We start from the raw sequence: 21,679 nt of genomic DNA, 5'->3' as shown, positions 1-21,679 counted from the left end.
GCCATCCGGCGCACCAGAGTAGACGCATTTCGGGCGTGTCCGGCGTGGATGCCTTTGGTTCATCTCACAGTTGCTCCCCGTACCCCCTGGAGGTCTTGACAACTTCGCTGGTCACGCAGGAAATTGACGCGCGTAGAACCTCGGGGGACCTCCCGGGCGCCTGCGGACGCCACGGCCCGGCCGTCGACCACCGCAGGTTTCCGGCCACATCCACGCTCCACCACGCTCCACGTTGTCTGACGTTTCACGTTTCACGCTTCACCCTCCTGCCGCTTTTCCTCTCCACACACCGGAGTTCCTTGACCATGCGCTCCTCGCATCCCCGTTCCGCCGCCGTCGCCGCCCTCGTCGCCGGCGCGCTGGCCACCGGCCTGCTCACGGGCACCGCCGATGCGGCCGAAGGCGCCGCGTCCGCCGACGCGGTACGCATCCACGACATCCAGGGCACCACCCGCATATCCCCCCTGAACGGCAAGCAGGTCGCCGACGTGGCGGGCATCGTGACGGGCGTGCGCACGTACGGCTCGCGCGGCTTCTGGATGCAGGACCCCGACGCCGACGACAACGCGGCCACCAGCGAGGGCATCTTCGTCTTCACCGGCTCGGCCCCGACCGTCGCCGTCGGTGACGCGGTCAAGGTCTCCGGCACGGTCGGCGAGTACGTCCCCGGTGGCGCGGCCTCCGGCAACCAGTCGGTCACCCAGATCACCAAGCCCGCCGTGACCGTGGTCTCCTCGGGCAACGCCCTGCCCGAGGCCGTCGCCGTCAACGAGTACTCGGTGCCCGCCGAGTACGCCCCCGCGGGCGACCCGGCCGCCGGCGGCAGCATCAACGGCCTGGCCCTGGAGCCCTCCCGCTACGCCCTGGACTACTACGAGTCCCTCGAGGGCATGAACATCGCCATCGGCACCTCCCGCGTCGTCGGCGCCACCGACCCGTACGCGGAGCTGTGGGTGACCGTCAAGGGCTGGGAGAACACCGCCAAGCGCGGCGGCACCCTCTACGGCTCGTACGAGTCGCAGAACACCGGCCGGCTGCAGATCCAGCAGCTCGCGCCGCTCGCGCAGCAGCCCTTCCCCGTGGCCAACGTCGGCGACAAGCTGACCGGCCGCACCGAAGGCCCGATGGACTTCAACCAGTTCGGCGGCTACACGCTGGCGGCCCGCACTCTGGGCACGGTCGCGAAGGGCACGCTCGCCCCCGAGAAGACCAAGGCGCAGGCGCCGGGTGAGCTCGCGGTGGCCACGTACAACGTGGAGAACCTCGACCCGGGCGACCCGCAGGAGAAGTTCGACGCGCTCGGGAAGGCGGTCGTCGAGAACCTGGCCTCGCCCGACATCCTCGCCCTGGAGGAGATCCAGGACGACAACGGCGCCAAGAACGACGGCACCGTCTCCGCGGAGCAGACCCTGACGAAGTTCACGGCGGCGATCGCTGCGGCGGGCGGCCCGTCCTACCAGTGGCGGACCGTCAACCCGGAGAACAACAAGGACGGCGGCGAGCCCGGCGGCAACATCCGCCAGGTGTTCCTGTTCAACCCCGAGCGCGTCTCCTTCACCGACCGCGCCGCCGGCGACTCCGCGACCGCGACCGGTGTGACGACAGAGAAGGGCCACGCGGCCCTCACCCACTCCCCCGGCCGCATCGACCCGGCGAACCCGGCGTGGAAGGACAGCCGCAAGCCGCTGGCCGGCGAGTTCGTCTTCCGCGGCCGCACGGTCTTCGTGATCGCCAACCACTTCAGCTCGAAGGGCGGCGACGAGGGCCTGACCTCGCACCACCAGCCGCCGGTGCGGTCCTCCGAGGCCAAGCGGCTGCAGCAGGCGCAGGCCGTGAACGGCTTCGTCAAGGAGCTGCTGGCGGTCGACAAGAACGCCAAGGTCCTCGCGGTCGGCGACATCAACGACTTCGAGTTCTCCGGGACCGCGAAGGCGCTGGAGGACGGCGGCGTGCTGTACTCGGCCATCAAGTCGCTGCCGAAGGCGGAACGTTACTCCTACGTCTACCAGGGCAACGCGCAGGTCCTCGACCAGATCCTGGTCAGCCCGGCGGTCAAGTCCTACGCGTACGACAGCGTGCACATCAACGCCGAGTTCTCGGCGCAGAACAGCGACCACGACCCGCAGGTCCTGCGCTTCCGCCCGTAACACCCCGGCGCGGTAGTACAGCTCGCGCGCTCCCGCAGTCCGCAGGGGGCCCGGTCGCCGTCCCGGCCGGGCCCCCTGCCACACTCCTGATCATGGAGCTCCGCGAAGCCACCCGCCAGGACCTGCCCGTCGTACTCGCCCTGCTCGCCGATGCGGGCGAGGAGCGGGCCGAGGTCAACGAGGCCCACGAACAGGCCTTCGCCGCCATCGAGGCGGACCCCCGCAACGAGATGCTGGTCCTCGCCGACGGGGACGCCGTGGTGGGCTGCCTCCAGCTGACGTACATACCCGGCCTCGGCCAGGGCGGCCGCGAGCGGGCGCTGGTGGAGGCGGTCCGGATCCGCGAGGACCGGCGCGGGGGCGGGCTCGGCGCGGAGCTGATGCGGCTGGCGGTGGAGCGGGCCCGCGAGCGCGGGTGCGGGCTGGTCCAGCTGACCAGCAACAAGCGGCGCAGCGCCGCGCACCGCTTCTACGAGCGCCTCGGCTTCGCCCGCAGCCACGAGGGCTTCAAGCTCGGCCTGGACGGCTGAGAAGGACACGAGGGCGACCGGAGACCCACCGGCGGCCACCCGCAGACGACCGGAGACGCCGGAGCGACCCCCCGAGGCGGCCGGCCCCGGCGGGCAAATGGGGACTTTCGCCCCTGGCGTGACGCTCGACACATCATTACCCATTCGGCCCGGGTTGTGGTGTTGAGTGTCCCCACACGCTCGATCATGTCCCGCCGTCCCCTTGGAGGACGCGTGTTCCCCTCCATCTCCGTCGCCCAGGAAATCGGCCTCGCCGTTCTGCTGGTGGCGGCCCTCGTCTGGGTCATCGGTATCGGCCACATGCTGTGGGACACCCGGTTCCACCACCCGGAGCCCGGCGCGCACGAGGGCCTCGCGACCATCCCCGCCCAGCGCACCGCAGCAGGCCACCCCATGGAGACGGTCGAACTGACCGAAGCGGAAGAGGAAGCCTTCGCAGGCCTCATCCGCACCCTCCCCCTCCACTGACACCCCGGTGGTCCCCCGTCGGCCGCTCCCCCGCTCGGGGAGGGAGCGGCCGCCGACCGGCTGGCCGGTCCCCGTGAAGCAGCGGCGGCCCCGGCGTACCGTCGGAAGGGGACGCCCGCCCGCCAGGGAGGAAGACACATGGCGCGGCCCAGGTACGCGGGGGCTTCTGCCGACATGCAGACCTACGCGGCCACCGGGCTCTGCCCGCACTGCGGCCGAAGGGTCCTCGACGCGCCGCTGCCCGGCGCCGTGATCGATGCCCTGCCCCACGAGCAGTACCTGCCCGATGCGCTGGCGCCGTTCGGGGCGCAGGTCTCGATGAGCCGGGCGTGGGCCCGCATGACGTGCCGGCTCTGCGGCGAGTACTGGCCCATCCGGCAGCCGTTCTTCGGTGAGGCGCTGGCGCGCCGCCGGCGCGGGCACCGCGCCGGGGGCATCGACCTGACCGGCGCGAGGGTCCTCGGGATCGAGGAGACCGCGGGATCGGAAGAGCAGGTCATCGACGTCGAGCGGCACCCGTTCACCAACAGGAGCCGCACCTCGTCCGCGACGAAGCAGTTCGAGATCTCGAACTCCATCGAGCGGAGTGTCCAGATCGAATCGAGCAGCGTCACCAGGCGCGGCGGCGAGGCCACCGCCTCGGTGCTCGGGCTCGGCTCCGTCATGGGGCAGCTGCAGCGGGAGATCGGGCAGCGGTACGCGTTGGGCAGCCGCACCAGCCTCACGGTCCGGGAGTCCGTCAGTGTGGAGGTGGCGCCCCGGACGGCCGTCGAGCTGGTCGTCGAGTGGAAGGCGGTCTGTGCGCGCGGAGACGTCCGGCTGGGCACCGGCCGGCAGGGCGAGGACGCCTGGATCCCCTACCGCATCCCCGTCAGACTGACCTTCGAGGCCGAGGTCAGGGACCTGCCGTACAGGGACCTGCCGTAACCGGGGCCGTAACCGGGGCCGGAGCCCGGCCGCCCCGTGCCGTGAGGCAGGGAGCGGCCGCAGCCGGCGACCGCGGGGTCAGTTGTGGGAGTGGAGGATTTCGTTCAGGCCGCCCCAGACCGCATTGTTCGGGCGGGCCTCCACGGTGCCGGTGACCGAGTTGCGGCGGAAGAGGATGTTGCTGGCGCCCGAGAGCTCCAGGGCCTTGACGATCTGGCCGTCCGGCAGGGTGACGCGGGTGCCCGCGGTGAGGTACAGGCCGGCCTCGACGACGCACTCGTCGCCGAGCGCGATGCCGATGCCCGCCTCCGCGCCGATCAGGCAGCGCTCTCCGACCGAGATGATCTGCTTGCCGCCGCCGGAGAGGGTGCCCATGGTGGAGGCGCCGCCGCCGATGTCGGAGCCGTCGCCGATCACGACGCCCGCGGAGATGCGGCCCTCGACCATGGAGGTGCCGAGGGTGCCGGCGTTGAAGTTGACGAAGCCCTCGTGCATGACGGTGGTGCCCTCGGCGAGGTGCGCGCCCAGGCGGACGCGGTCCGCGTCGGCGACGCGCACGCCCTTGGGGGCGACGTAGTCCGTCATCCGCGGGAACTTGTCGATCGAGGTGACCTGCAGGTACAGGCCCTCGGCGCGCGCGTTCAGGCGGACGGTCTCGACCTGGTCCACGGCGACCGGGCCCAGGGAGGTCCAGGCGACGTTCGCGAGGAGGCCGAAGACGCCGTCCAGGTTCTGGCCGTGCGGCTTGACCAGGCGGTGGCTGAGCAGGTGCAGGCGCAGGTACGCGTCGTGCGCGTCCAGCGGCTTGTCCTCCAGGGAGGCGATCACGGTGCGGACGGCCACGACCTCGACGCCGCGGATCCCGTCCTTGCGGATCGCCTTGGACGCGGCGGCGCCCAGCAGCTCCACGGCCTGTTCGGCGGTGAGGCGCTCGGTGCCGGCCGGGCCGGGCTCGGCGACGAGCTCGGGGGCGGGGAACCAGGTGTCGAGGACGGTGCCGTCGGCGGCGAGGGTGGCAAGTCCGGCGGCGACGGCGCCGGTGGTACGCGTAGCAGTCATGCCTGAAACCTAACCGGCGACGGCTTGCGGGTGCGAACCGGTCTCATGTGCCGGGCGCGCCCCCTGCCGCCCGGGCCGCCGGGCGGCGTACAGCACGGCTGCGCCCGCCCCCGCGGCCAGCGCCGCGCACAGCGGCCACAGCAGGCCGGGGGCGGCCGCGTACAGCGCCCCGCCCAGCGCCGGGCCGAGGACGACGCCGCTGACCGAGACCCCGGCGTACAGGCTCTGGAACCGCCCGATGGCGTGCTCGGGGGCCTGGTCGGCGACGTACGCGGTGGCGGTGGTCTTGTACAGGATCTCGCCCAGGCTGAGCAGCACCATCATCGTGACGCCGGTCGCCACCCCCGCCCCCGGCAGCAGCGCCGCGTACCCGGCCGCGACCAGCACCAGCCCGGCGCCGATGACGGGCAGCGGCGGCCGGTCGCGCAGCAGTGCGGCGGCGGGCAGCTCCAGCAGCAGGATGACCGCGCCGTTGAGGGCGATCACGAAGCCGAAGTCGGTGGTGTCGAGGCCGTGGTCGGCGAGGAAGACGGGGAAGACGCCGTACTGCTGGCGGTAGACGACGTCGGTGACCAGGATCGCGCCGAGGAGGACCAGGACGGCGGGCCGCTCCCGCAGCTCCCGGAGCAGTCCGCGGCCCCGACCCCCGTCCGGGGCCGCGGAGGCGCTGCGCGCGCGGCCGCGGGCGGGGACGACCCGGGCGGTCCACAGCGCGAAGAAGAGGGTGCCGAGGCCGTCGCCGACGAAGAGCCAGTCGTAGGAGAGCCCGGTCGCGATCAGCGCGCCCAGCGGCGGGCCGAGGGTGAAACCGCCGTTGGAGACGCAGCGCACGACGGCGAAGGCCTGGCGGCGGGCCCCCTCGGGGACGGTCACGGCGACGAGGGCGGAGTTCGCGGCCCGGATCACCCCGGAGGCGTACTGGGCCAGCGGCAGGGCCGCGTACAGCAGGGCGCCGGGCAGCAGCGGGAAGGACATCAGGGTGAGGCCGGCGAGGGTGGAGGCGGCGAGGAGGACCCGGCGGTGGCCGAAGCGGTCGCCGTACCAGCCGCCGGTGAAGTTCCCGGCGACCAGCCCGATGCCGCCGATGCCGGTCACCAGGCCGGCCTGGGCGGTCCCGAGGCCGCGCGGCCCGGTCAGGTAGAGGAAGACGAAGACGAAGGTGAAGCTGACGACGGCGTTGACGAACACCCCCGCCGCCAGCAGCCACACCGCTCTCGGCACGTCCTTGAAGGCCTGCACCACGTCCGACCACTCCCCCGCCGCACCACTGGGACCCCAGTGAGTTCCTTTTGGGAACGGACTATGTCAGCATGACAGCCTTGGGTCAACGGACGAAGGAGTTCCCATGGCCCAGCGCACACACCTCGGCGACGCCGACTGCGCGATCGCCCAGGCCCTCGACGTGGTGGGCGACTGGTGGACGCTGCTGATCGTCCGCGACGCCGCGCGCGGCCTGCACCGCTTCGAGGAGTTCCAGCGCGAGCTGGGAATGTCCCGGAAGGTGCTGGCCGAGCGGCTGAAGCTGCTGGTCGAGGCCGGGGTGCTGTCGCGCGAGCCGTACCAGGAACGCCCGGTGCGGCACGAGTACCGGCTGACCCCGCGCGGGCGGGGCCTGCTGCCGGTCCTGGTGGCCCTCCAGGACTGGGGAGACACCTGGGTCCTGGGAGAGGGAGAGATGACGGCGACGACGCAGGAGGCCTCGCGGGAGGCGGAGCGGGTGCACGCGCTGCGCGGCACGCGGGTGCCGGAGCTGCTGCTGCCGGACCGTTTCGGCGAGCTCAGCGACCCGGTCGCCGGGGACACCCCGTTCACCGTCCTGTACTGCTTCCCCGGCGCGTACGCCCGGGCCGAGTCCTACCCGCCCGGCTGGGCCGGGATCCCGGGTGCCAAGGGCTGCACGCTGGAGTCGTGCACGTACCGCGACCAGCTCGCGGAGTTCACGGCCGCGGGCGCCACGGTCCACGGCGTGTCGACCCAGCGGCCGGACGAGCAGCGGGAGTTCGCCGAGGCGGAGCGGCTGCGGTTCCCGCTGCTGTCGGACGCGGACCTGGCCCTGACGGCCGCGCTGCGGCTGCCGACGTTCCGGGCGGCCGGGGTCAGCCGGATCAAGCGGCTGACGCTGGTCCTGGACCGGGACCGCACGGTGCGCGAGGTGATCTACCCGATCCGCGACATCGAGGCGAGCGTCACCGCCGCGCTGGAGGCGATCCGCGCCGCGCGCTGACGCCCGCCCTCCGGAGTGCCGCGGTCGCCCGCAGAGCGGAGAATGGACGGTGCCGGAGGGGGCAATGGGCGGGGGCCGGCGCCCGTACAGGGGCGGCCACCGGCGGGGCGGGCCCCAGTACCGCGACCGAACGGGAAGTCCGATGACCTCCGCGAGACGAACACGTCGGGCCCTGCGCCTGTCCTTGGGTATCGGCATGGCCTGCGGCCTGGCGGCAGCGACGACTGCGCCGGCCTCCGCCGCCGCCGACGACCCCATCGTGAAGGCGCCGACCCTGTTGAGCCTGCGGCTGGACGCGCCGACGGCCTACCTCACGTTCAAGGACAACTCCGAACCGGACATCCTGTACACGATCACCCTGACCGAGAAGGACAACCCGGGGTACACCAAGATCGTGCGCCAGGCGCCCGGCAGGGTGCCCGGTACGGGCCGGGTGGCCACACGTACGGCCACCGGCATCAAGCCGGGCCTGGCGTACTGCGCGACGATCAGGGCGACCGTCCACTACGAGGACACCGTGCCCAACCCCTACAACCTGGAGGATCCCGTCACGCCCGAGTCCAACAAGGTGTGCGCGGACCCCGTCAACGCATCCAAGCCCCAGAGCTCACCGACGGACCTGTCCGTCGGCCCGATCACCGGCGAGGCCAACCCGCCCTCGGGCACCAACCGGAACTACTGGGTGGGCTACGCCAACAAGGGCGCCGACGCGACCGGCGTCGTGCTCGAGGTCTGGGCGACGGGGCCGATGAAGCTGAGGCGGCCTCCGGAAAGCGGCACGTTCAGCGGCTTCACGTGCGCGGCCTCCGGAGCCTCCGGCTTCCGCTGCACGGGCGGCACCGTCAAACCCGGGGACAAAGGCAGCATCCCCTTCCTGATCTCGGTGACGGGCACCGGCAACGGCACCGTCCACGCATCGATCAGCGGATCCGGCGACGCGAACACCGCCGACAACGGCGCCTCGTTCGACTTCCAGGCGATCCCGCGCGTGCCCTAGCGGGCGGCGTCCGACCCTGATCCGCCGGACGGCCCCGGCCCGCCGGACCCGGCGAGCAGCCGGCCCAGCACCTCGCGGGCGTAGGCCTCGTCGTAGGCGGCGCCGGTCAGGAGCACCTGGAGGCCGATGCCGTCCATGGCGGCCACCAGGGCGCGGGCGGTCACCGGGTCGGTCCGCGCCGACAGGGCGGCGGCGACGGACTCGCACCACTGCGCCGCCACCGGCCGCAGTGCGGGCCGCCGCAGGGCCGCGAGGTAGAGCTCGTACTCCAGCTCCGCCCGCCCCCGGTCCGCCCCGAGGAACTCCCCGAGCAGCCGGGCCAGCGCCCCGGCCAGGTCCGCCCGGGGGTCGGCCAGCGCGGGCGAGGCGGCGACGGTCTCCTCGAAGGCCGCGTTGACCTGGGACAGCGCCGCCACCAGCAGGTCGTCCAGGGTGGCGAAGTGGTACGTGGTCGAGCCCAGCGGGACGTCCGCCTCGGCCGCCGCGCTGCGGTGGCTCAGGCCCGCGATGCCCTTGGCGCCCACCACCCGGATCGCCGCGTCGATGATCCGCTGGCGCCGGTCCGGGTCGTACCTGCGCCCCGTACCGGCGGCCATCAGTGGGCCCCGCTCAGGTTCACCAGGACGACCCCGGCGATGATCAGCGCGATCCCGGCGAGCTTCGCGGCGGTGGCCGTCTCGCCCATGAACACCATGCCGATGGCCGCGATGGCGGCCGTGCCGACGCCGGCCCATATGGCGTAGGCCGTGCCCACCGACATCGACTTCAGCGTCTGCGCGAGCAGTGTGAACGCCACGAGGTAGCCCACGACCGTGCCCAGCGACGGCCACAGCTTCGTGAAGCCGTCGCTGAACTTCATGGCGGTGGTCCCGGCGACCTCGGCGGCGATGGCGGCGGCGAGCAGTACGTACGGCATGTGTACCAGCGTACACATCGTTGCGTACGCGCGTACACAGCGCCGTGGAACAGCGCCGGCCGCCCACCCCGTGGCGGGGGCCGGCCCCGTCAGTTCAGCGTGAACCAGACCGCCCGCGACTTCTTCCACTCCGGGTGGGTCAGGTCCTTCGCCTCGACGCCGTCCCCGTACAGGTCCGCGGACCCGCTGTCGGTCACCAGCTGCACCCGCGCCCCCGCGGCCGACAGGTCCGGGACCTCCGCGATGGCCTCCCAGCCGCCGGGGTCCGCCGTCGGCAGGTCGAGCCGCTTGACCGGCGCGTGGCCCGGGACGCCGTCCCACTGGTAGAGCGCGTACGGGTCGGTGTTGTCGTCGGCAGCCCAGGAGCCTGCCAGGATCAGGTACTGGCCTGCGGCGTTCTTGCGGATGTCGCGGACGGACAGCCCGCCGAGGTCGAGCTCGATCCCCGCCCCGAAGACCGCCTTGGCCCCGCTCGCGAGCACCCGGTCGAAGTTGGTCACGGGCACCAGCAGCGCCTTCCCGCCGGGCACCGCGGGCGCCAGCGGGGCCCGGAAGCCGAGGTATGCGGTGGTCGTGGAGCCGGGCGCGAACTCCAGCCCCTCCGCGTTGAACCCGTCGATCTGCTTCGGCGCCTGCCCGGCCGCCGTCCCCGCCGCGAAGCCGTACCGGTTGCCGTTGGCGACGTCCCAGGCCACCAGGTCGTCGCGCAGCTTCTTGTACGAGCGCCCGTACGCCAGCTGCGTGCCGGGGCCGGAGCCGCTGACGGTCGTGGTGAACACCGTGTTCCGGGGCGCCTTGTACTCGCCGTCCTTGTTGTTGCCGAGCGAGCCCGTCCAGTAGATGGTGTCGCCGATCCGGGTCGCGCCCTCGATGTCGACCTCCTTGGTGACGCCCAGCTGGCTGCTGAAGTCCCAGGTCCGCACCGGCGCCCCCGAGCGGTAACGGTCGTACAGGCGCAGCACGTTGTTCTCGTCGTCGGCGACGACGGCGTACCCGCCGCCCACGTCCACGGCGGCCGAGGTGTCCGAGGCGCCGGTGAAGTACCGCGTGTCTGCGGGGTCCTGCACGGCGCCCGAGGCCGCGTAGGAGAGGGTCCTGGTCGCGGTCTTGCCGCCCAGTCCGGTCACCTTGACGGTGAGGTCGGTGTAGCCGCGGCCCCGCGCGGCGACGGCCAGGTGCCGCACCGCCCCGGTCCCGGTGACGGTCACGTCGCCCGGCGCGGCGACCGCGGTCCTGCTGGAGGCGGACACCGCGACGGTGAGGGCGGAGGCGTCGGCGCCGCTCTGAGCGACCGTCACGTCGACCTGCGGGTCACCGACCGCGCCGACGGCACCGGAGAGGTAGCCGGCGGACAGGGCGATGGTGGGCGTGCCGTACGTGACCGCCTGCGCCGGAGCGTGCGCCGCGGCGAGCAGCAGCCCGGCGATCCCTGCGAGCGACAACTGCTTCTTCATCGGTGACCTCCACGAACTGAACCGGTTGCGGAACCGGATGCAGGCCGCCGCACGGACCGGACGGCCGTCGAGAAGGGTCGGTGGCCCCGGTCAACTCCCGGTGCACGCCGACCGTACGCCGGACGAACAGGCAGGAAGCGAAAACGCAGGGAGGGCCCCCGGCACACGGCCGGGGACCCTCCCTGGAGCGGAACGGCTCAGACGTTGAAGCCGAGCGCGCGCAGCTGCTCACGGCCATCGTCCGTGATCTTGTCCGGGCCCCACGGGGGCATCCAGACCCAGTTGATGCGGAGCTCGTTGACGATGCCCTCCGTCGCCGACTTCGCCTGGTCCTCGATGACGTCCGTCAGCGGGCAGGCCGCCGAGGTCAGGGTCATGTCGAGGGTGGCGATGTTCGCGTCGTCGATGTGGATGCCGTAGATCAGGCCCAGGTTGACCACGTCGATGCCCAGCTCGGGGTCGACCACGTCGTAGAGCGCCTCGCGGACCTCTTCCTCGGTGGCCGGCTTGATCGACGCCTCGGGCGTCGCGTTCTCGGTCATGCCGTCTTCCTCTCCGCGCCGTCACCCATCACCTGGGCGGTCGCGTCCTTCCACGCCATCCAGCTGAGCAGGGCGCACTTCACGCGCGCCGGGTACTTGGAGACGCCGACGAACGCGACCGCGTCCTCCAGCACCTCCTCCATCGCCTCGTCGGGCTCGATCTTGCCCTTCGACTGCATCATCTCCAGGAACACGCCCTGGATCTTCTGCGCCTCACCCAGCTGCTTGCCGACGAGCAGCTCGTTCAGCACGGACGCGCTGGCCTGGCTGATGGAGCAGCCCTGGCCCTCGTACGAGACGTCGGTGAGCGTCTCGCCGTCGTACTTCACGCGCAGCGTGATCTCGTCGCCGCACGTCGGGTTGACGTGGTGCACCTCGGCGTCGCCGTCGCGCAGGCCGCGCCCGTGCGGGTGCTTGTAGTGGTCCAGGATCAGTTCCTGGTACATCGAATCCAGCTTCACAGCGTCCTCGTCATCCGAAGAAGTTCCGTACGTGCTCCAGTCCGTCGATCAGCGCGTCGACGTCGGCCGGAGAGGAGTACAGGTAGAAAGACGCTCGCGTGGTCGCCGGAATTCCGTACCGCAGGCAGACCGGGCGCGCGCAGTGGTGCCCCACGCGGACCGCGATGCCCTGCTCGTCCAGGACCTGGCCGACGTCGTGCGGGTGGATGTCGCCGAGGGTGAAGGAGATCGCGGCGCCGCGGTCCTCGGCCGTGGTGGGGCCGATGATCCGCAGGTCGGGGACCTCGTGCAGGCGCTTGACGGCGTACTCGGTGATCGCGTGCTCGTGCGCGGCGATCTTGTCCATGCCGATCGAGGTGAGGTAGTCCACGGCCGCGCCGAGGCCGACGGCCTGGGCGATCGGGGGCGTGCCCGCCTCGAACTTGTGGGGCGCCGGGGCGTACGTCGAGGAGTGCATCGAGACGGTTTCGATCATCTCGCCGCCGCCGAGGAACGGGGGCAGGTCCTCCAGGAGCTCCTGGCGGCCCCACAGGACGCCGATGCCGGTCGGGCCGCACATCTTGTGGCCGGTGAAGGCCACGAAGTCGGCGCCGAGGGCCTGGACGTCCAGGGGCATGTGCGGAGCGGCCTGCGAGGCGTCGACCAGCACCAGCGCGCCGACCTCCTGCGCCCGCCGGACGATCGCCTCGACCGGGTTGACCGTGCCCAGGATGTTGGAGACCAGCGTGAAGGAGACGATCTTCGTCTTCTCCGTGATGACCTCTTCGATGTTGGACAGGTCGAGGCGGCCGTCGTCGGTGAGGCCGAACCACTTCAGCTTCGCGCCGGTGCGCTGCGAGAGCAGCTGCCACGGGACGATGTTGGAGTGGTGCTCCATCTCCGTGATGGCGATCTCGGTCTCGCGGTCGACCCGGTAGGGCTCGTCGGCCCAGCCGAGCATGTTCGCGACCAGGTTGAGCGACTCGGAGGCGTTCTTGGTGAAGATCACCTCGTCGCGGCTCGGTGCGTTGATGAAGGCGGCCACCTTGTCGCGGGCGCCCTCGTACAGTGCCGTGGCCTCCTCGGCGAGCACGTGGACGCCGCGGTGGACGTTGGCGTTGTGCCGTTCGTAGTAGGCGTTCAGCGCGTCGAGCACCTGGCGCGGCTTCTGCGAGGTCGCCGCGTTGTCCAGGTAAACGATCTTCTTCCCGTCGTGGACCACGCGATCCAGCAGGGGGAAGTCCTTGCGGATCGCCTCGATGTCGAGGAGGCCAGGCAGCTGCGTCACGCGGTAGCGCCACCCTTCACGTACTTGTCGTAGCCCTCGTTCTCGAGCTGGTCGGCCAGCTCGGCGCCGCCGGACTCGGCGATGCGGCCGTTGGCGAACACGTGCACGAAGTCGGGCTTGATGTAGCGCAGGATGCGCGTGTAGTGGGTGATCAGCAGGGTGCCGACCTCACCGGTCTCGCGGACGCGGTTGACGCCCTCGGAGACGATGCGCAGGGCGTCGACGTCGAGGCCGGAGTCGGTCTCGTCGAGGATCGCGATCTTCGGCTTCAGGAGCTCCAGCTGCAGGATCTCGTGGCGCTTCTTCTCACCGCCGGAGAAGCCCTCGTTGACGTTGCGCTCGGCGAAGGCCGGGTCCATCTGGAGACGCTCCATGGCCTCCTTGACCTCCTTCACCCAGGTGCGCAGCTTGGGGGCCTCGCCGCGGATGGCGGTGGCGGAGGTGCGCAGGAAGTTGGAGACCGAGACGCCGGGGACCTCGACCGGGTACTGCATGGCGAGGAAGACGCCGGCACGGGCGCGCTCGTCGACGGACATCTCCAGGACGTCCTCGCCGTCGAGGGTCACCGAGCCACCGGTGATGGTGTACTTCGGGTGGCCGGCGAGCGAGTACGCCAGGGTGGACTTGCCGGAGCCGTTGGGGCCCATGATGGCGTGCGTCTCACCCTGCTTGACGGTGAGGTCGACGCCCTTGAGGATCTCGCGGGTGCCACTCGCCGAATCACCGGTCTCGACGGAGACGTGCAGGTCGTGGATTTCAAGCGTTGCCATGGATGCCTCAGGACTCCTGGGTGAGGGAGACGAGCACGTCGTCCCCTTCGATCTTTACGGGGTATACGGGAACGGGGCGGGTCGCCGGCAGCCCCGACGGCTTGCCGGTGCGCAGGTCGAACGCCGAGCCGTGCAGCCAGCACTCGATCATGCAGTCCTCGACCTCGCCCTCCGAGAGCGAGACGTTCGCGTGCGAGCAGATGTCGTTGATCGCGAACACCCCCTCGTCGGTCGAGACGATGGACACGGGCGTGCCGTCGAGTTCCACCCGCTTCGGGGTGTTCTCCTCCAGCTCGCTCAGCGCACAGGCCTTGATGTAGGTCATCAGACGGACGCCTCGAGCTCTGCCTCGATCTTGCCGATCAGGCGCTCCTCGATGTCGTCGACACCGATCTGCTGGACGAGCTCGGCGAAGAAGCCGCGCACCACCAGACGGCGGGCCTCGTCGGCCGGGATGCCGCGGGCCTGGAGGTAGAACAGCTGCTCGTCGTCGAAGCGGCCGGTCGCGGAGGCGTGGCCGGCGCCGACGATCTCGCCGGTCTCGATCTCCAGGTTCGGCACCGAGTCGACCCGCGCGCCGTCCGTGAGGACGAGGTTGCGGTTCATCTCGTAGGTGTCGGTGCCCTCGGCGCTCTTCTCGATCAGTACGTCGCCGATCCAGACCGCGTGGGCGTCCTGGCCCTGGAGCGCACCCTTGTAGACCACGTGGGACTTGCAGTGCGGGGCGTCGTGCGTGACCAGCAGGCGGTGCTCCTGGTGCTGGCCGGCGTCGGTGAAGTACAGGCCGAGCAGCTCGGCCTCGCCGCCGGTGCCCGCGTAGCGCACGCGGGGGTGGATGCGGACGACGTCACCGCCGAAGGTGACGACGACCGACTTGAAGCTGGCGTCGCGGCCCAGCAGCGCGTTGTGCTGCGAGGTGTGCACGGCGGTGTCGTCCCAGTCCTGGACGGACACGAAGGTCACCTTGGCGCCGTCGCCGACGAGGATGTCGACGTTGGCGGCGCGCACGCCGTCACCGGTGTGGTCGATCACGATGATCGCCTCGGCGAACGGCTTGATGTCGAAGACGGTGTGGCCGAAGGTCGTGCCGCCCTCTCCGTGCAGGGCGACGCGGATCGGGTCGGCGAGCACGGTCTCCTTGGGCACGGTGACGACCGTGGCCTTGGCGAAGGAGGAGAAGGCCTGGGCGGCGATCCGGTCGACCGGGGTGCCGGCCTTGCCGATGCGCTCGTCGCCCCGCTCGACCGACTCGACGGTGACGCCCTCGGGCGCGTCGATCTGGGCCTTCATCGTGCCGTTGGCGACCGCGGAGCCGTCGTGCAGACCGCGCAGGCGGGCGAGCGGCGTGAAGCGCCACTCTTCCTCGCGGCCGTGCGGGATGGGGAAGTCCGCCACGTCGAAGGACGGCGGCGCGCTCATCCGGGTGGCGACGGTGGACTCTGCGGCCACCGCGATCGAGCCGGCCGTGGTGGAGCCGACCGGAATGTTCTGAGCCTCAGCCATGGCTGTCGTTCTGCTCTCTTCCTTCGTCAAAGAATGTGCTGCGGGACGGGGGCGGGGCGGCCGGGACTAGCCGACCGAGCCCTCCATCTGCAGCTCGATCAGCCGGTTGAGCTCCAGCGCGTACTCCATCGGCAGCTCCTTGGCGATCGGCTCGACGAAGCCGCGCACGATCATGGCCATGGCCTCGAACTCGGTCATGCCGCGCTGCATCAGGTAGAAGAGCTGGTCGTCGGAGACCTTGGAGACGGTCGCCTCGTGGCCCATGGTGACGTCGTCCTCGCGGACGTCGACGTAGGGGTAGGTGTCCGAGCGGGAGATGGTGTCCACCAGCAGCGCGTCGCAGAGCACGTTGCTCTTCGAGCCCGCGGCGCCCTCGCCGATCTCGACCAGGCCGCGGTAGGAGGTGCGGCCGCCGCCGCGCGCCACCGACTTGGAGACGATGTTCGAGGAGGTGTTCGGCGCCATGTGGACCATCTTGGAGCCGGCGTCCTGGTGCTGGCCCTCGCCCGCGAAGGCGATGGACAGGGTCTCGCCCTTGGCGTGCTCGCCCATCAGGTAGACGGCCGGGTACTTCATGGTGACCTTGGAACCGATGTTGCCGTCGATCCACTCCATGGTCGCGCCCTCGTAGGCCACGGCGCGCTTGGTGACCAGGTTGTAGACGTTGTTCGACCAGTTCTGGATCGTCGTGTAGCGGCAGCGGCCGCCCTTCTTGACGATGATCTCGACCACGGCGCTGTGCAGCGAGTCCGAGGAGTAGATCGGGGCGGTGCAGCCCTCGACGTAGTGGACGTAGGCGTCCTCGTCGACGATGATCAGCGTCCGCTCGAACTGGCCCATGTTCTCCGTGTTGATGCGGAAGTAGGCCTGCAGCGGGATGTCCACGTGGACACCCTTGGGGACGTAGATGAAGGAGCCGCCCGACCACACGGCGGTGTTCAGCGACGCGAACTTGTTGTCGCCGACCGGGATGACCGTGCCGAAGTACTCCTGGAAGAGCTCCGGGTGCTCCTTGAGCGCGGTGTCCGTGTCCAGGAAGATCACGCCCTGGGCCTCCAGGTCCTCGCGGATCTGGTGGTAGACGACCTCGGACTCGTACTGGGCCGCGACACCGGCGACGAGGCGCTGCTTCTCCGCCTCCGGGATGCCGAGCTTGTCGTACGTGTTCTTGATGTCCTCCGGCAGGTCCTCCCAGGACTCGGCCTGCTTCTCGGTGGACCGCACGAAGTACTTGATGTTGTCGAAGTCGATGCCCGACAGGTCGGAGCCCCAGGTCGGCATGGGCTTCTTGTCGAAGAGCTTCAGGCCCTTGAGGCGGAGCTTCAGCATCCACTCGGGCTCGTTCTTCTTGGCCGAGATGTCCCGGACCACGTCCTCGGACAGGCCTCGCTTCGCAGCCGCGCCGGCCTCGTCGGAGTCGGCCCAGCCGTACTCGTAGTTGCCCAGACCCTCGAGCTCAGGGTGAGCAGTCTCCGTGGTCATGCGGGGTTCCTCCCGGCCGTGCTTGCAGATGCTGATGTGTTGGACTGTGCTGTGCCCGCGCCACGCGGGATGAAGGTGGTGCATACCCCGTCGCCGTGGGCGATCGTGGCGAGGCGCTGCACGTGGGTCCCGAGCAGACGGGAGAAGACCTCGGTCTCCGCCTCGCAGAGCTGCGGGAACTGCTCGGCTACGTGGGCCACCGGGCAGTGGTGCTGGCAGAGCTGTTCACCGCTGTGCGGACCGGGAGCGCTCTTCGCCGTAGCAGCGTACCCGTCCGCGGTCAACGCCTTGGCCAGGGCCTCGGTGCGGTCCGCGGGGGCTGCCGCGTCGACCGACTCCCGGTAGCTCTGGGCCTGGGCCTCCATCCGCGCCCTGGCGAAGGCGGCCACGGCCGCCTCGCCCTGCTCGCCGCCGCCGGCGGACTGCGCGATCCAGCGCAGGGCGTCCGCGGCGAGGGAGTCGTAGGACTGGTCGAAGGCGTCGCGACCGCAGTCGGTGAGTGCGAAGACCTTGGCGGGCCGGCCCCGGGTGCGCGTGCCGTAGACCCGCTGTTCACGGGCTTCGACGACGTCGTCCGCGACGAGGGTGTCGAGGTGGCGTCGGACGGCGGCCTGGGTGAGGCCGAGCCGCGCGGCGAGGTCGGCGACGGTGGAGGGCCCGTGGTCCAGGATGGACCGCGCGACCCGGTTGCGGGTTGACCGCTCCCCGGTAGCGAGCTCCCCCTGAGAGGCCTCGATCAGCCGTTCGCCGTATTTCACAACGCCATTGTTGCGTAATTACTCCAGCCCCGACAAGCCGTGACGGACGCCACCCCCGGTGTCCTCCATCACTAAGGGTCACCTAACCTGTCTACGCAGAGTGATCCCCCGGAGGGGCCTTTCCCCGGCCCGACCAGCGGCGATGCGTGCGCCCCGATTCCGCCCGCGTGCGCCCTCCCGAGCCCCCGACCCGGGCCCCCGGACCCCCCGCGGAGCTCCGTAGACTCACCCGCATGAGCAACGACCCCGCCGTGGAGATCCGCGGACTGGTGAAGCGGTTCGGCCCGAAGACCGCGGTGGACGGCCTGGACCTCACCGTCCGCAAGGCCTCGGTCACCGCCGTACTCGGCCCCAACGGCGCGGGCAAGACCACCACCGTGGAGACCTGCGAGGGCTACCTGCGCCCCGACGCCGGCACCGTCCGCGTCCTCGGCCTCGACCCCGTCGCCCAGGCCGCGGCCCTGCGCCCGCGCATCGGCGTGATGCTCCAGTCCGGCGGCGTCTACTCCGGCGCCCGCGCCGTCGAGATGCTGCGCCACATGGCCGCGCTGTACGCCGACCCCCTCGACGTGGGCTCCCTGGTGGAGCGGCTCGGGCTCGGCGGCTGCGGCCGCACCCCCTACCGCCGGCTGTCCGGCGGCCAGCAGCAGCGCCTGTCGCTGGCCATGGCCGTCGTCGGCCGCCCCGAGCTGGTCTTCCTGGACGAGCCCACCGCCGGCCTGGACCCGCAGGCCCGTCGCGCGACCTGGGAGCTCGTACGGGAGCTGCGCGCCGACGGGGTCGGCGTCGTCCTCACCACCCACCACATGGACGAGGCCGAGCAGCTCGCCGACGAGGTGGCCATCGTCGACGCGGGCCGGGTCATCGCCCACGGCAGCCCCGAGCAGCTGTGCCGCGGCGGCGCCGAGAACACCCTGCGCTTCACCGGCCGCCCCTCCCTGGACCTCGCCTCGCTGCTGAAGGCCCTGCCCGACGGCACCGAGGCCGCCGAGCTCCTCCCGGGCAGCTACCGCGTCACCGGCGACGTCGACCCGCAGATGCTGGCCACCGTCACCTCCTGGTGCGCCCAGAACGGCGTGATGCCGAGCAGCCTCTCCGTGGAGCGCCACACCCTCGAAGACGTCTTCCTCGAGCTCACCGGTAAGGAGCTGCGCGCATGAGCGCCGGTACGTTCACCCCCCGCCCGGCGGCCGCGCCCGTGTCCCGCATGATCGCCGCCCAGACGGCCCTCGAGACCCGGATGCTGCTGCGCAACGGGGAGCAGCTGCTGCTGACGGTGATCATCCCGGCGCTGCTGCTGGTGCTGTTCTCCTCCGTCGACATCGTCTCGGTGCCGCTGGACGCCGCCGCCGGCGAGAAGTCCGTCGATTTCCTCGCGCCGGGCGTGCTGGCGCTCGCCGTGATGTCCACCGCCTTCACCGGCCAGGCCATCGCCACCGGCTTCGACCGGCGCTACGGGGTGCTCAAGCGGCTCGGGGCCTCCCCGCTGCCGCGCTGGGCCCTGATGGCCGCCAAGACGCTGTCCGTGCTCGTCACCGAGGTGCTGCAGATCGCGCTGCTGACGGTGATCGCCCTGGCGCTGGGCTGGTCACCGCAGGGCGACCCGCTGTCGGTGGCGCTGCTGCTCCTGCTGGGCACGGCCGCGTTCTCCGGGCTCGGGCTGCTGATGGCGGGCACCCTCAAGGCCGAGGTGACGCTGGCCGCGGCGAACCTGGTCTTCCTGCTGCTGCTGGTCGGCGGCGGGGTGATCGTGCCGCTGGAGAAGTTCCCCGGCGCGGTCCGGGAGGTGCTGGGCCTGCTGCCGATCTCGGCGCTGTCCGACGGGCTGCGCGAGGTGCTGCGGCACGGGGCCGCACTGCCGTGGGGCGACGCGGCCGTGCTGGGCGTGTGGGCCGTGCTGGGCCTGGGCGCCGCGGCGAAGCTGTTCCGGTGGGAGTGATTCCCCTCCCCCGTACGTTGGTCCGGCAGGAGGACGGGCACCGCCGCACAGGGGCGGCGCCCACCAGAACGCCGGGGGGCGGACCATGGGGGAACGGGAGGCCGCGCTGCGGCTGGACGAGCGCTGGGCGCGGATCCGGTCGGGCGCGGAGCATGCGGAGTACGCCGAGGCCGAAGGGCTGCTGGCGGAGCTGATCGGCGCGCTGCGCGGGCCGGCGCGGACGGATCCCGCCTGCGCGGCGCGGCTCGGGCTGCGGCTGGGGGACCTGGCGGCGCGCCGGTTCGCCGGCGGGGACCGGGCCGGGGCGCTGGCGGCCGTCGAGGAGGGCCTGCGGTACGGGCAGCAGGCCGCCGGACACGATCCGGAGTACGCCCGGTGGTACGCCCGGGGGCTGATCAACCAGGGGGTCTGGCTGGCCTGGCCGCTCAGCGACGCCGGCCGGCTGCCCCGGCATCCGCTCGGCGCGGCCGCGGAGAGCGGCCCCACCGCGATCGAGCGGGCGGCCGGCGAGCGCGCCCGGGACCTGACCCGGGCCGCGGTCGACGTCTGGCACGGCCTGGACCAGCAGGACCCGGTCAACCGGCGCGGCCTCGCCCAGGCGGAGGTGTTCCTCGGCGACCGCCTGGCGGAGCTGGGCCTGGCCGAGGAGGCGGTGGCGTGGGCGGTGGATGCGGAGGGCGGGTTCCGCCGGCTGCTGCTCTCCGCGCCCGGCGCCCGGGAGGCCGAGGAGGCGGAGGAGGCCCTCGACCACATCGGCCGGCAGCTGGAGCTGCGGCTGCGCTTCCTGTCCTTCGAGTCCCTGGTGAACCTGCGCGCCCGCGGCCTGCTGCCCGAACGGCTGCTGCCCCGGGCCGTGGTGGCCGCCCGGATCCAGGGGGTGGCCGAGGCCGGGATCGCCGCCGGGCTCGGGCTCGGCGCCGACCAGGTGGGCACGATGCTGGAGGTCACCCCGTGGCGGGCCGCCTGGCGCTTCGAGGTGCGCGGTCCTGACGGACTGTGGAGCGCGCTGGACGGCCCGTGGCGCAGCAGCACCGAGATACGAAACCGGACAGCAAGTGACATAGGCACCGAATTGGTGCGCGGTTTCCGGGAGTCCGCGGACCACCCGGGGGACGGCGGCTATTGGCGCGTCCTGCTGTGGTGGCACGAGGAGGGCGATCCCGCGGGGGCGCGGTTCCGCCACGTCGCCGGGGCCGATGCCCCCGGGGGCCGGGCCGGCGGCGGCACCCCCTCGTGAAAGTTTGCACAAGGCGCCGCGTACGATAAGGGCCGTGTTGACCCCTCTCGCTTACATCGCCAGCCGCTGGACTCCGTCACCCCGGACCGTCCGGCGGGCCGCGTTCGCCGCACTCCTCATGAGCGTGGCCATCGTCGTCACCGGCGGCGCGGTGCGGCTGACCGGATCCGGTCTCGGCTGCGACACCTGGCCCAAGTGCACCGACGACAGCCTGGTCGCGACACCTGCTCAGGGTCTGCACGGCGCGATCGAGTTCACCAACCGCATGCTGACGTACGTGCTCTGCGCGGCCGTCGGCTGGGGCATCGTCGCGGCCCGCTCGGCCAAGCCGTGGCGCCGCTCGCTGACCCGGCTCGGCTGGGTGCAGTTCGCCATCGTCATGGGCAACGCGGTCCTCGGCGGCATCACCGTCATGACGGGCCTCAACCCGTACAGCGTGGCCGGGCACTTCCTGCTCGCCACCTCGCTCATCACGGTGACCGTCGTCGCCTGGCACCGCACCGGTGAGGGCGACACCGCGCCCCGGCCGCGGGTGCCCGGACCGGTGCGCAAGCTGTCGTGGGCGCTGCTCGCGACCACAGTGGTGCTGATCGCCGCGGGCACGGTGGTCACCGGCTCCGGCCCGCACGCCGGCGACCGCAGCGAGATCAAGCGCATGCCGCTCGACTGGGCGACGACGGCGCACGTCCACGCGATCTCGGCGTGGCTGGTGTGCGCGCTCGCCGTCGCGATGTGGCTGGTGCTGCGCGTGGTGGACGCCCCGGACGACACCCGGGCCCGCGCCCGCGACCTGCTGGTCGTGCTCGCCGCGCAGGGCGGCATCGGGTACGTGCAGTACTTCACCGACCTGCCCGAGGTCCTGGTCGGCGTCCACATGCTCGGCTCCTGCCTGGTGTGGATCGGCGTGCTCCGCGTGGCGCTGAGCCTGCGCGAGCGGCCCCTGGACCGGGCCGGGATCCCGGCCCAGAGCGACCCGCAGCTCACCGCCCTCTGAGCCG

The 21,679-nt window shown here is 71.7% G+C and carries 23 protein-coding genes; 10 read left to right on the top strand and 13 right to left on the bottom strand.

Annotation, left to right across the window (positions count from 1 at the left end; translation table 11 throughout):
- The first annotated feature begins 305 nt into the window (after positions 1-305).
- The 4 genes from ABZ924_RS01635 (at position 306) to ABZ924_RS01620 (ending at position 4,072) form a co-directional block, all read left to right on the top strand.
- The gene (locus ABZ924_RS01635) at positions 306-2,147 is read left to right on the top strand and encodes an endonuclease/exonuclease/phosphatase family protein (protein ID WP_361902271.1); all 1,842 of its coding nucleotides are present in this window, start codon (positions 306-308) and stop codon (positions 2,145-2,147) included.
- A gap of 92 nt (positions 2,148-2,239) precedes the next feature.
- On the top strand, positions 2,240-2,677 hold the full coding sequence (locus ABZ924_RS01630; RefSeq protein WP_361902268.1) for a GNAT family N-acetyltransferase: 438 nt from the start codon (positions 2,240-2,242) through the stop codon (positions 2,675-2,677).
- Positions 2,678-2,890: 213 nt separating this feature from the next.
- A complete protein-coding gene (locus tag ABZ924_RS01625; protein WP_361902265.1) occupies positions 2,891-3,145 on the top strand; it encodes a hypothetical protein in 255 nt (84 codons plus the stop codon).
- A gap of 138 nt (positions 3,146-3,283) precedes the next feature.
- Positions 3,284-4,072: a hypothetical protein gene (locus tag ABZ924_RS01620; protein ID WP_361902263.1), complete on the top strand. Its 789-nt coding sequence runs from the start codon at positions 3,284-3,286 to the stop codon at positions 4,070-4,072.
- Positions 4,073-4,150: 78 nt separating this feature from the next.
- Here ABZ924_RS01620 and dapD read toward each other — a convergent pair whose 3' ends face one another.
- Both dapD and ABZ924_RS01610 read right to left on the bottom strand, forming a co-directional pair.
- Positions 4,151-5,131, bottom strand: coding sequence for a 2,3,4,5-tetrahydropyridine-2,6-dicarboxylate N-succinyltransferase (gene dapD, locus ABZ924_RS01615; protein WP_361902260.1), 981 nt, complete (start codon positions 5,129-5,131; stop codon positions 4,151-4,153).
- 9 nt (positions 5,132-5,140) lie between these two features.
- Positions 5,141-6,370 carry an MFS transporter gene (locus ABZ924_RS01610; protein ID WP_361902395.1) on the bottom strand — a complete coding sequence of 410 codons (1,230 nt, stop codon included), beginning with the start codon at positions 6,368-6,370 and terminating at the stop codon, positions 5,141-5,143.
- 106 nt (positions 6,371-6,476) lie between these two features.
- Between ABZ924_RS01610 and ABZ924_RS01605 the strand changes: the two genes are divergently transcribed.
- The gene (locus tag ABZ924_RS01605) at positions 6,477-7,355 is read left to right on the top strand and encodes a winged helix-turn-helix transcriptional regulator (RefSeq protein ID WP_361902257.1); all 879 of its coding nucleotides are present in this window, start codon (positions 6,477-6,479) and stop codon (positions 7,353-7,355) included.
- Between the two features lie 142 nt (positions 7,356-7,497).
- A complete protein-coding gene (locus ABZ924_RS01600) occupies positions 7,498-8,352 on the top strand; it encodes a hypothetical protein (protein ID WP_361902254.1) in 855 nt (284 codons plus the stop codon).
- On the opposite strand, the gene ABZ924_RS01595 is transcribed toward ABZ924_RS01600, so the two are convergent.
- From ABZ924_RS01595 to ABZ924_RS01545, 11 genes are all read right to left on the bottom strand, one after another.
- The gene (locus tag ABZ924_RS01595; protein ID WP_361902251.1) at positions 8,349-8,948 is read right to left on the bottom strand and encodes a TetR family transcriptional regulator; all 600 of its coding nucleotides are present in this window, start codon (positions 8,946-8,948) and stop codon (positions 8,349-8,351) included. The genes ABZ924_RS01600 and ABZ924_RS01595 overlap by 4 nt on opposite strands.
- A complete protein-coding gene (locus tag ABZ924_RS01590; protein ID WP_361902248.1) occupies positions 8,948-9,268 on the bottom strand; it encodes a multidrug efflux SMR transporter in 321 nt (106 codons plus the stop codon). The genes ABZ924_RS01595 and ABZ924_RS01590 overlap by 1 nt, the downstream gene beginning before the upstream one ends.
- A gap of 89 nt (positions 9,269-9,357) precedes the next feature.
- Positions 9,358-10,722, bottom strand: a complete 1,365-nt coding sequence (locus ABZ924_RS01585) for a hypothetical protein (RefSeq protein WP_361902245.1) — start codon at positions 10,720-10,722, stop codon at positions 9,358-9,360.
- Positions 10,723-10,919: 197 nt separating this feature from the next.
- The gene (locus ABZ924_RS01580; protein ID WP_007263433.1) at positions 10,920-11,264 is read right to left on the bottom strand and encodes a metal-sulfur cluster assembly factor; all 345 of its coding nucleotides are present in this window, start codon (positions 11,262-11,264) and stop codon (positions 10,920-10,922) included.
- Positions 11,261-11,725: a Fe-S cluster assembly sulfur transfer protein SufU gene (gene sufU / locus ABZ924_RS01575; RefSeq protein WP_361902242.1), complete on the bottom strand. Its 465-nt coding sequence runs from the start codon at positions 11,723-11,725 to the stop codon at positions 11,261-11,263. The genes ABZ924_RS01580 and sufU overlap by 4 nt, the downstream gene beginning before the upstream one ends.
- Before the next feature lie 10 nt (positions 11,726-11,735).
- Positions 11,736-12,992 carry a cysteine desulfurase gene (locus tag ABZ924_RS01570; RefSeq protein ID WP_361902239.1) on the bottom strand — a complete coding sequence of 419 codons (1,257 nt, stop codon included), beginning with the start codon at positions 12,990-12,992 and terminating at the stop codon, positions 11,736-11,738.
- Positions 12,989-13,762 carry a Fe-S cluster assembly ATPase SufC gene (gene sufC / locus ABZ924_RS01565; RefSeq protein ID WP_361902236.1) on the bottom strand — a complete coding sequence of 258 codons (774 nt, stop codon included), beginning with the start codon at positions 13,760-13,762 and terminating at the stop codon, positions 12,989-12,991. Before sufC ends, ABZ924_RS01570 begins: the two co-directional genes overlap by 4 nt.
- Before the next feature lie 7 nt (positions 13,763-13,769).
- Entirely contained in the window at positions 13,770-14,087 is a 318-nt protein-coding gene (locus tag ABZ924_RS01560) for a bifunctional 3-phenylpropionate/cinnamic acid dioxygenase ferredoxin subunit (protein ID WP_361902233.1), read from the bottom strand.
- Positions 14,087-15,265 carry a Fe-S cluster assembly protein SufD gene (gene sufD / locus ABZ924_RS01555; protein WP_361902230.1) on the bottom strand — a complete coding sequence of 393 codons (1,179 nt, stop codon included), beginning with the start codon at positions 15,263-15,265 and terminating at the stop codon, positions 14,087-14,089. The genes ABZ924_RS01560 and sufD overlap by 1 nt, the downstream gene beginning before the upstream one ends.
- A 66-nt stretch (positions 15,266-15,331) precedes the next feature.
- Complete coding sequence (gene sufB, locus ABZ924_RS01550) at positions 15,332-16,747, bottom strand: Fe-S cluster assembly protein SufB (RefSeq protein ID WP_361902227.1); 1,416 nt, start codon at positions 16,745-16,747, stop codon at positions 15,332-15,334.
- Entirely contained in the window at positions 16,744-17,505 is a 762-nt protein-coding gene (locus tag ABZ924_RS01545; protein WP_361902224.1) for an ArsR family transcriptional regulator, read from the bottom strand. The genes sufB and ABZ924_RS01545 overlap by 4 nt, the downstream gene beginning before the upstream one ends.
- A gap of 233 nt (positions 17,506-17,738) precedes the next feature.
- Between ABZ924_RS01545 and ABZ924_RS01540 the strand changes: the two genes are divergently transcribed.
- The 4 genes from ABZ924_RS01540 (at position 17,739) to ABZ924_RS01525 (ending at position 21,675) form a co-directional block, all read left to right on the top strand.
- A complete protein-coding gene (locus ABZ924_RS01540; protein WP_361902221.1) occupies positions 17,739-18,665 on the top strand; it encodes an ABC transporter ATP-binding protein in 927 nt (308 codons plus the stop codon).
- A complete protein-coding gene (locus ABZ924_RS01535; protein ID WP_361902218.1) occupies positions 18,662-19,444 on the top strand; it encodes an ABC transporter permease in 783 nt (260 codons plus the stop codon). The genes ABZ924_RS01540 and ABZ924_RS01535 overlap by 4 nt, the downstream gene beginning before the upstream one ends.
- 85 nt (positions 19,445-19,529) lie before the next feature.
- A complete protein-coding gene (locus ABZ924_RS01530; protein ID WP_361902215.1) occupies positions 19,530-20,681 on the top strand; it encodes a hypothetical protein in 1,152 nt (383 codons plus the stop codon).
- A 4-nt stretch (positions 20,682-20,685) separates the two neighbouring features.
- Positions 20,686-21,675 carry a COX15/CtaA family protein gene (locus tag ABZ924_RS01525; RefSeq protein WP_361902213.1) on the top strand — a complete coding sequence of 330 codons (990 nt, stop codon included), beginning with the start codon at positions 20,686-20,688 and terminating at the stop codon, positions 21,673-21,675.
- Positions 21,676-21,679 lie beyond the last annotated feature (4 nt).

It is taken from the genome of Streptomyces sp. NPDC046876 (genome assembly GCF_040645035.1).
In the GTDB taxonomy this organism is placed as follows: domain Bacteria; phylum Actinomycetota; class Actinomycetes; order Streptomycetales; family Streptomycetaceae; genus Streptomyces.
The sequence above is the reverse complement of the archived record's forward strand: the minus strand, read 5'-3'. Positions and strand labels throughout refer to the sequence as shown.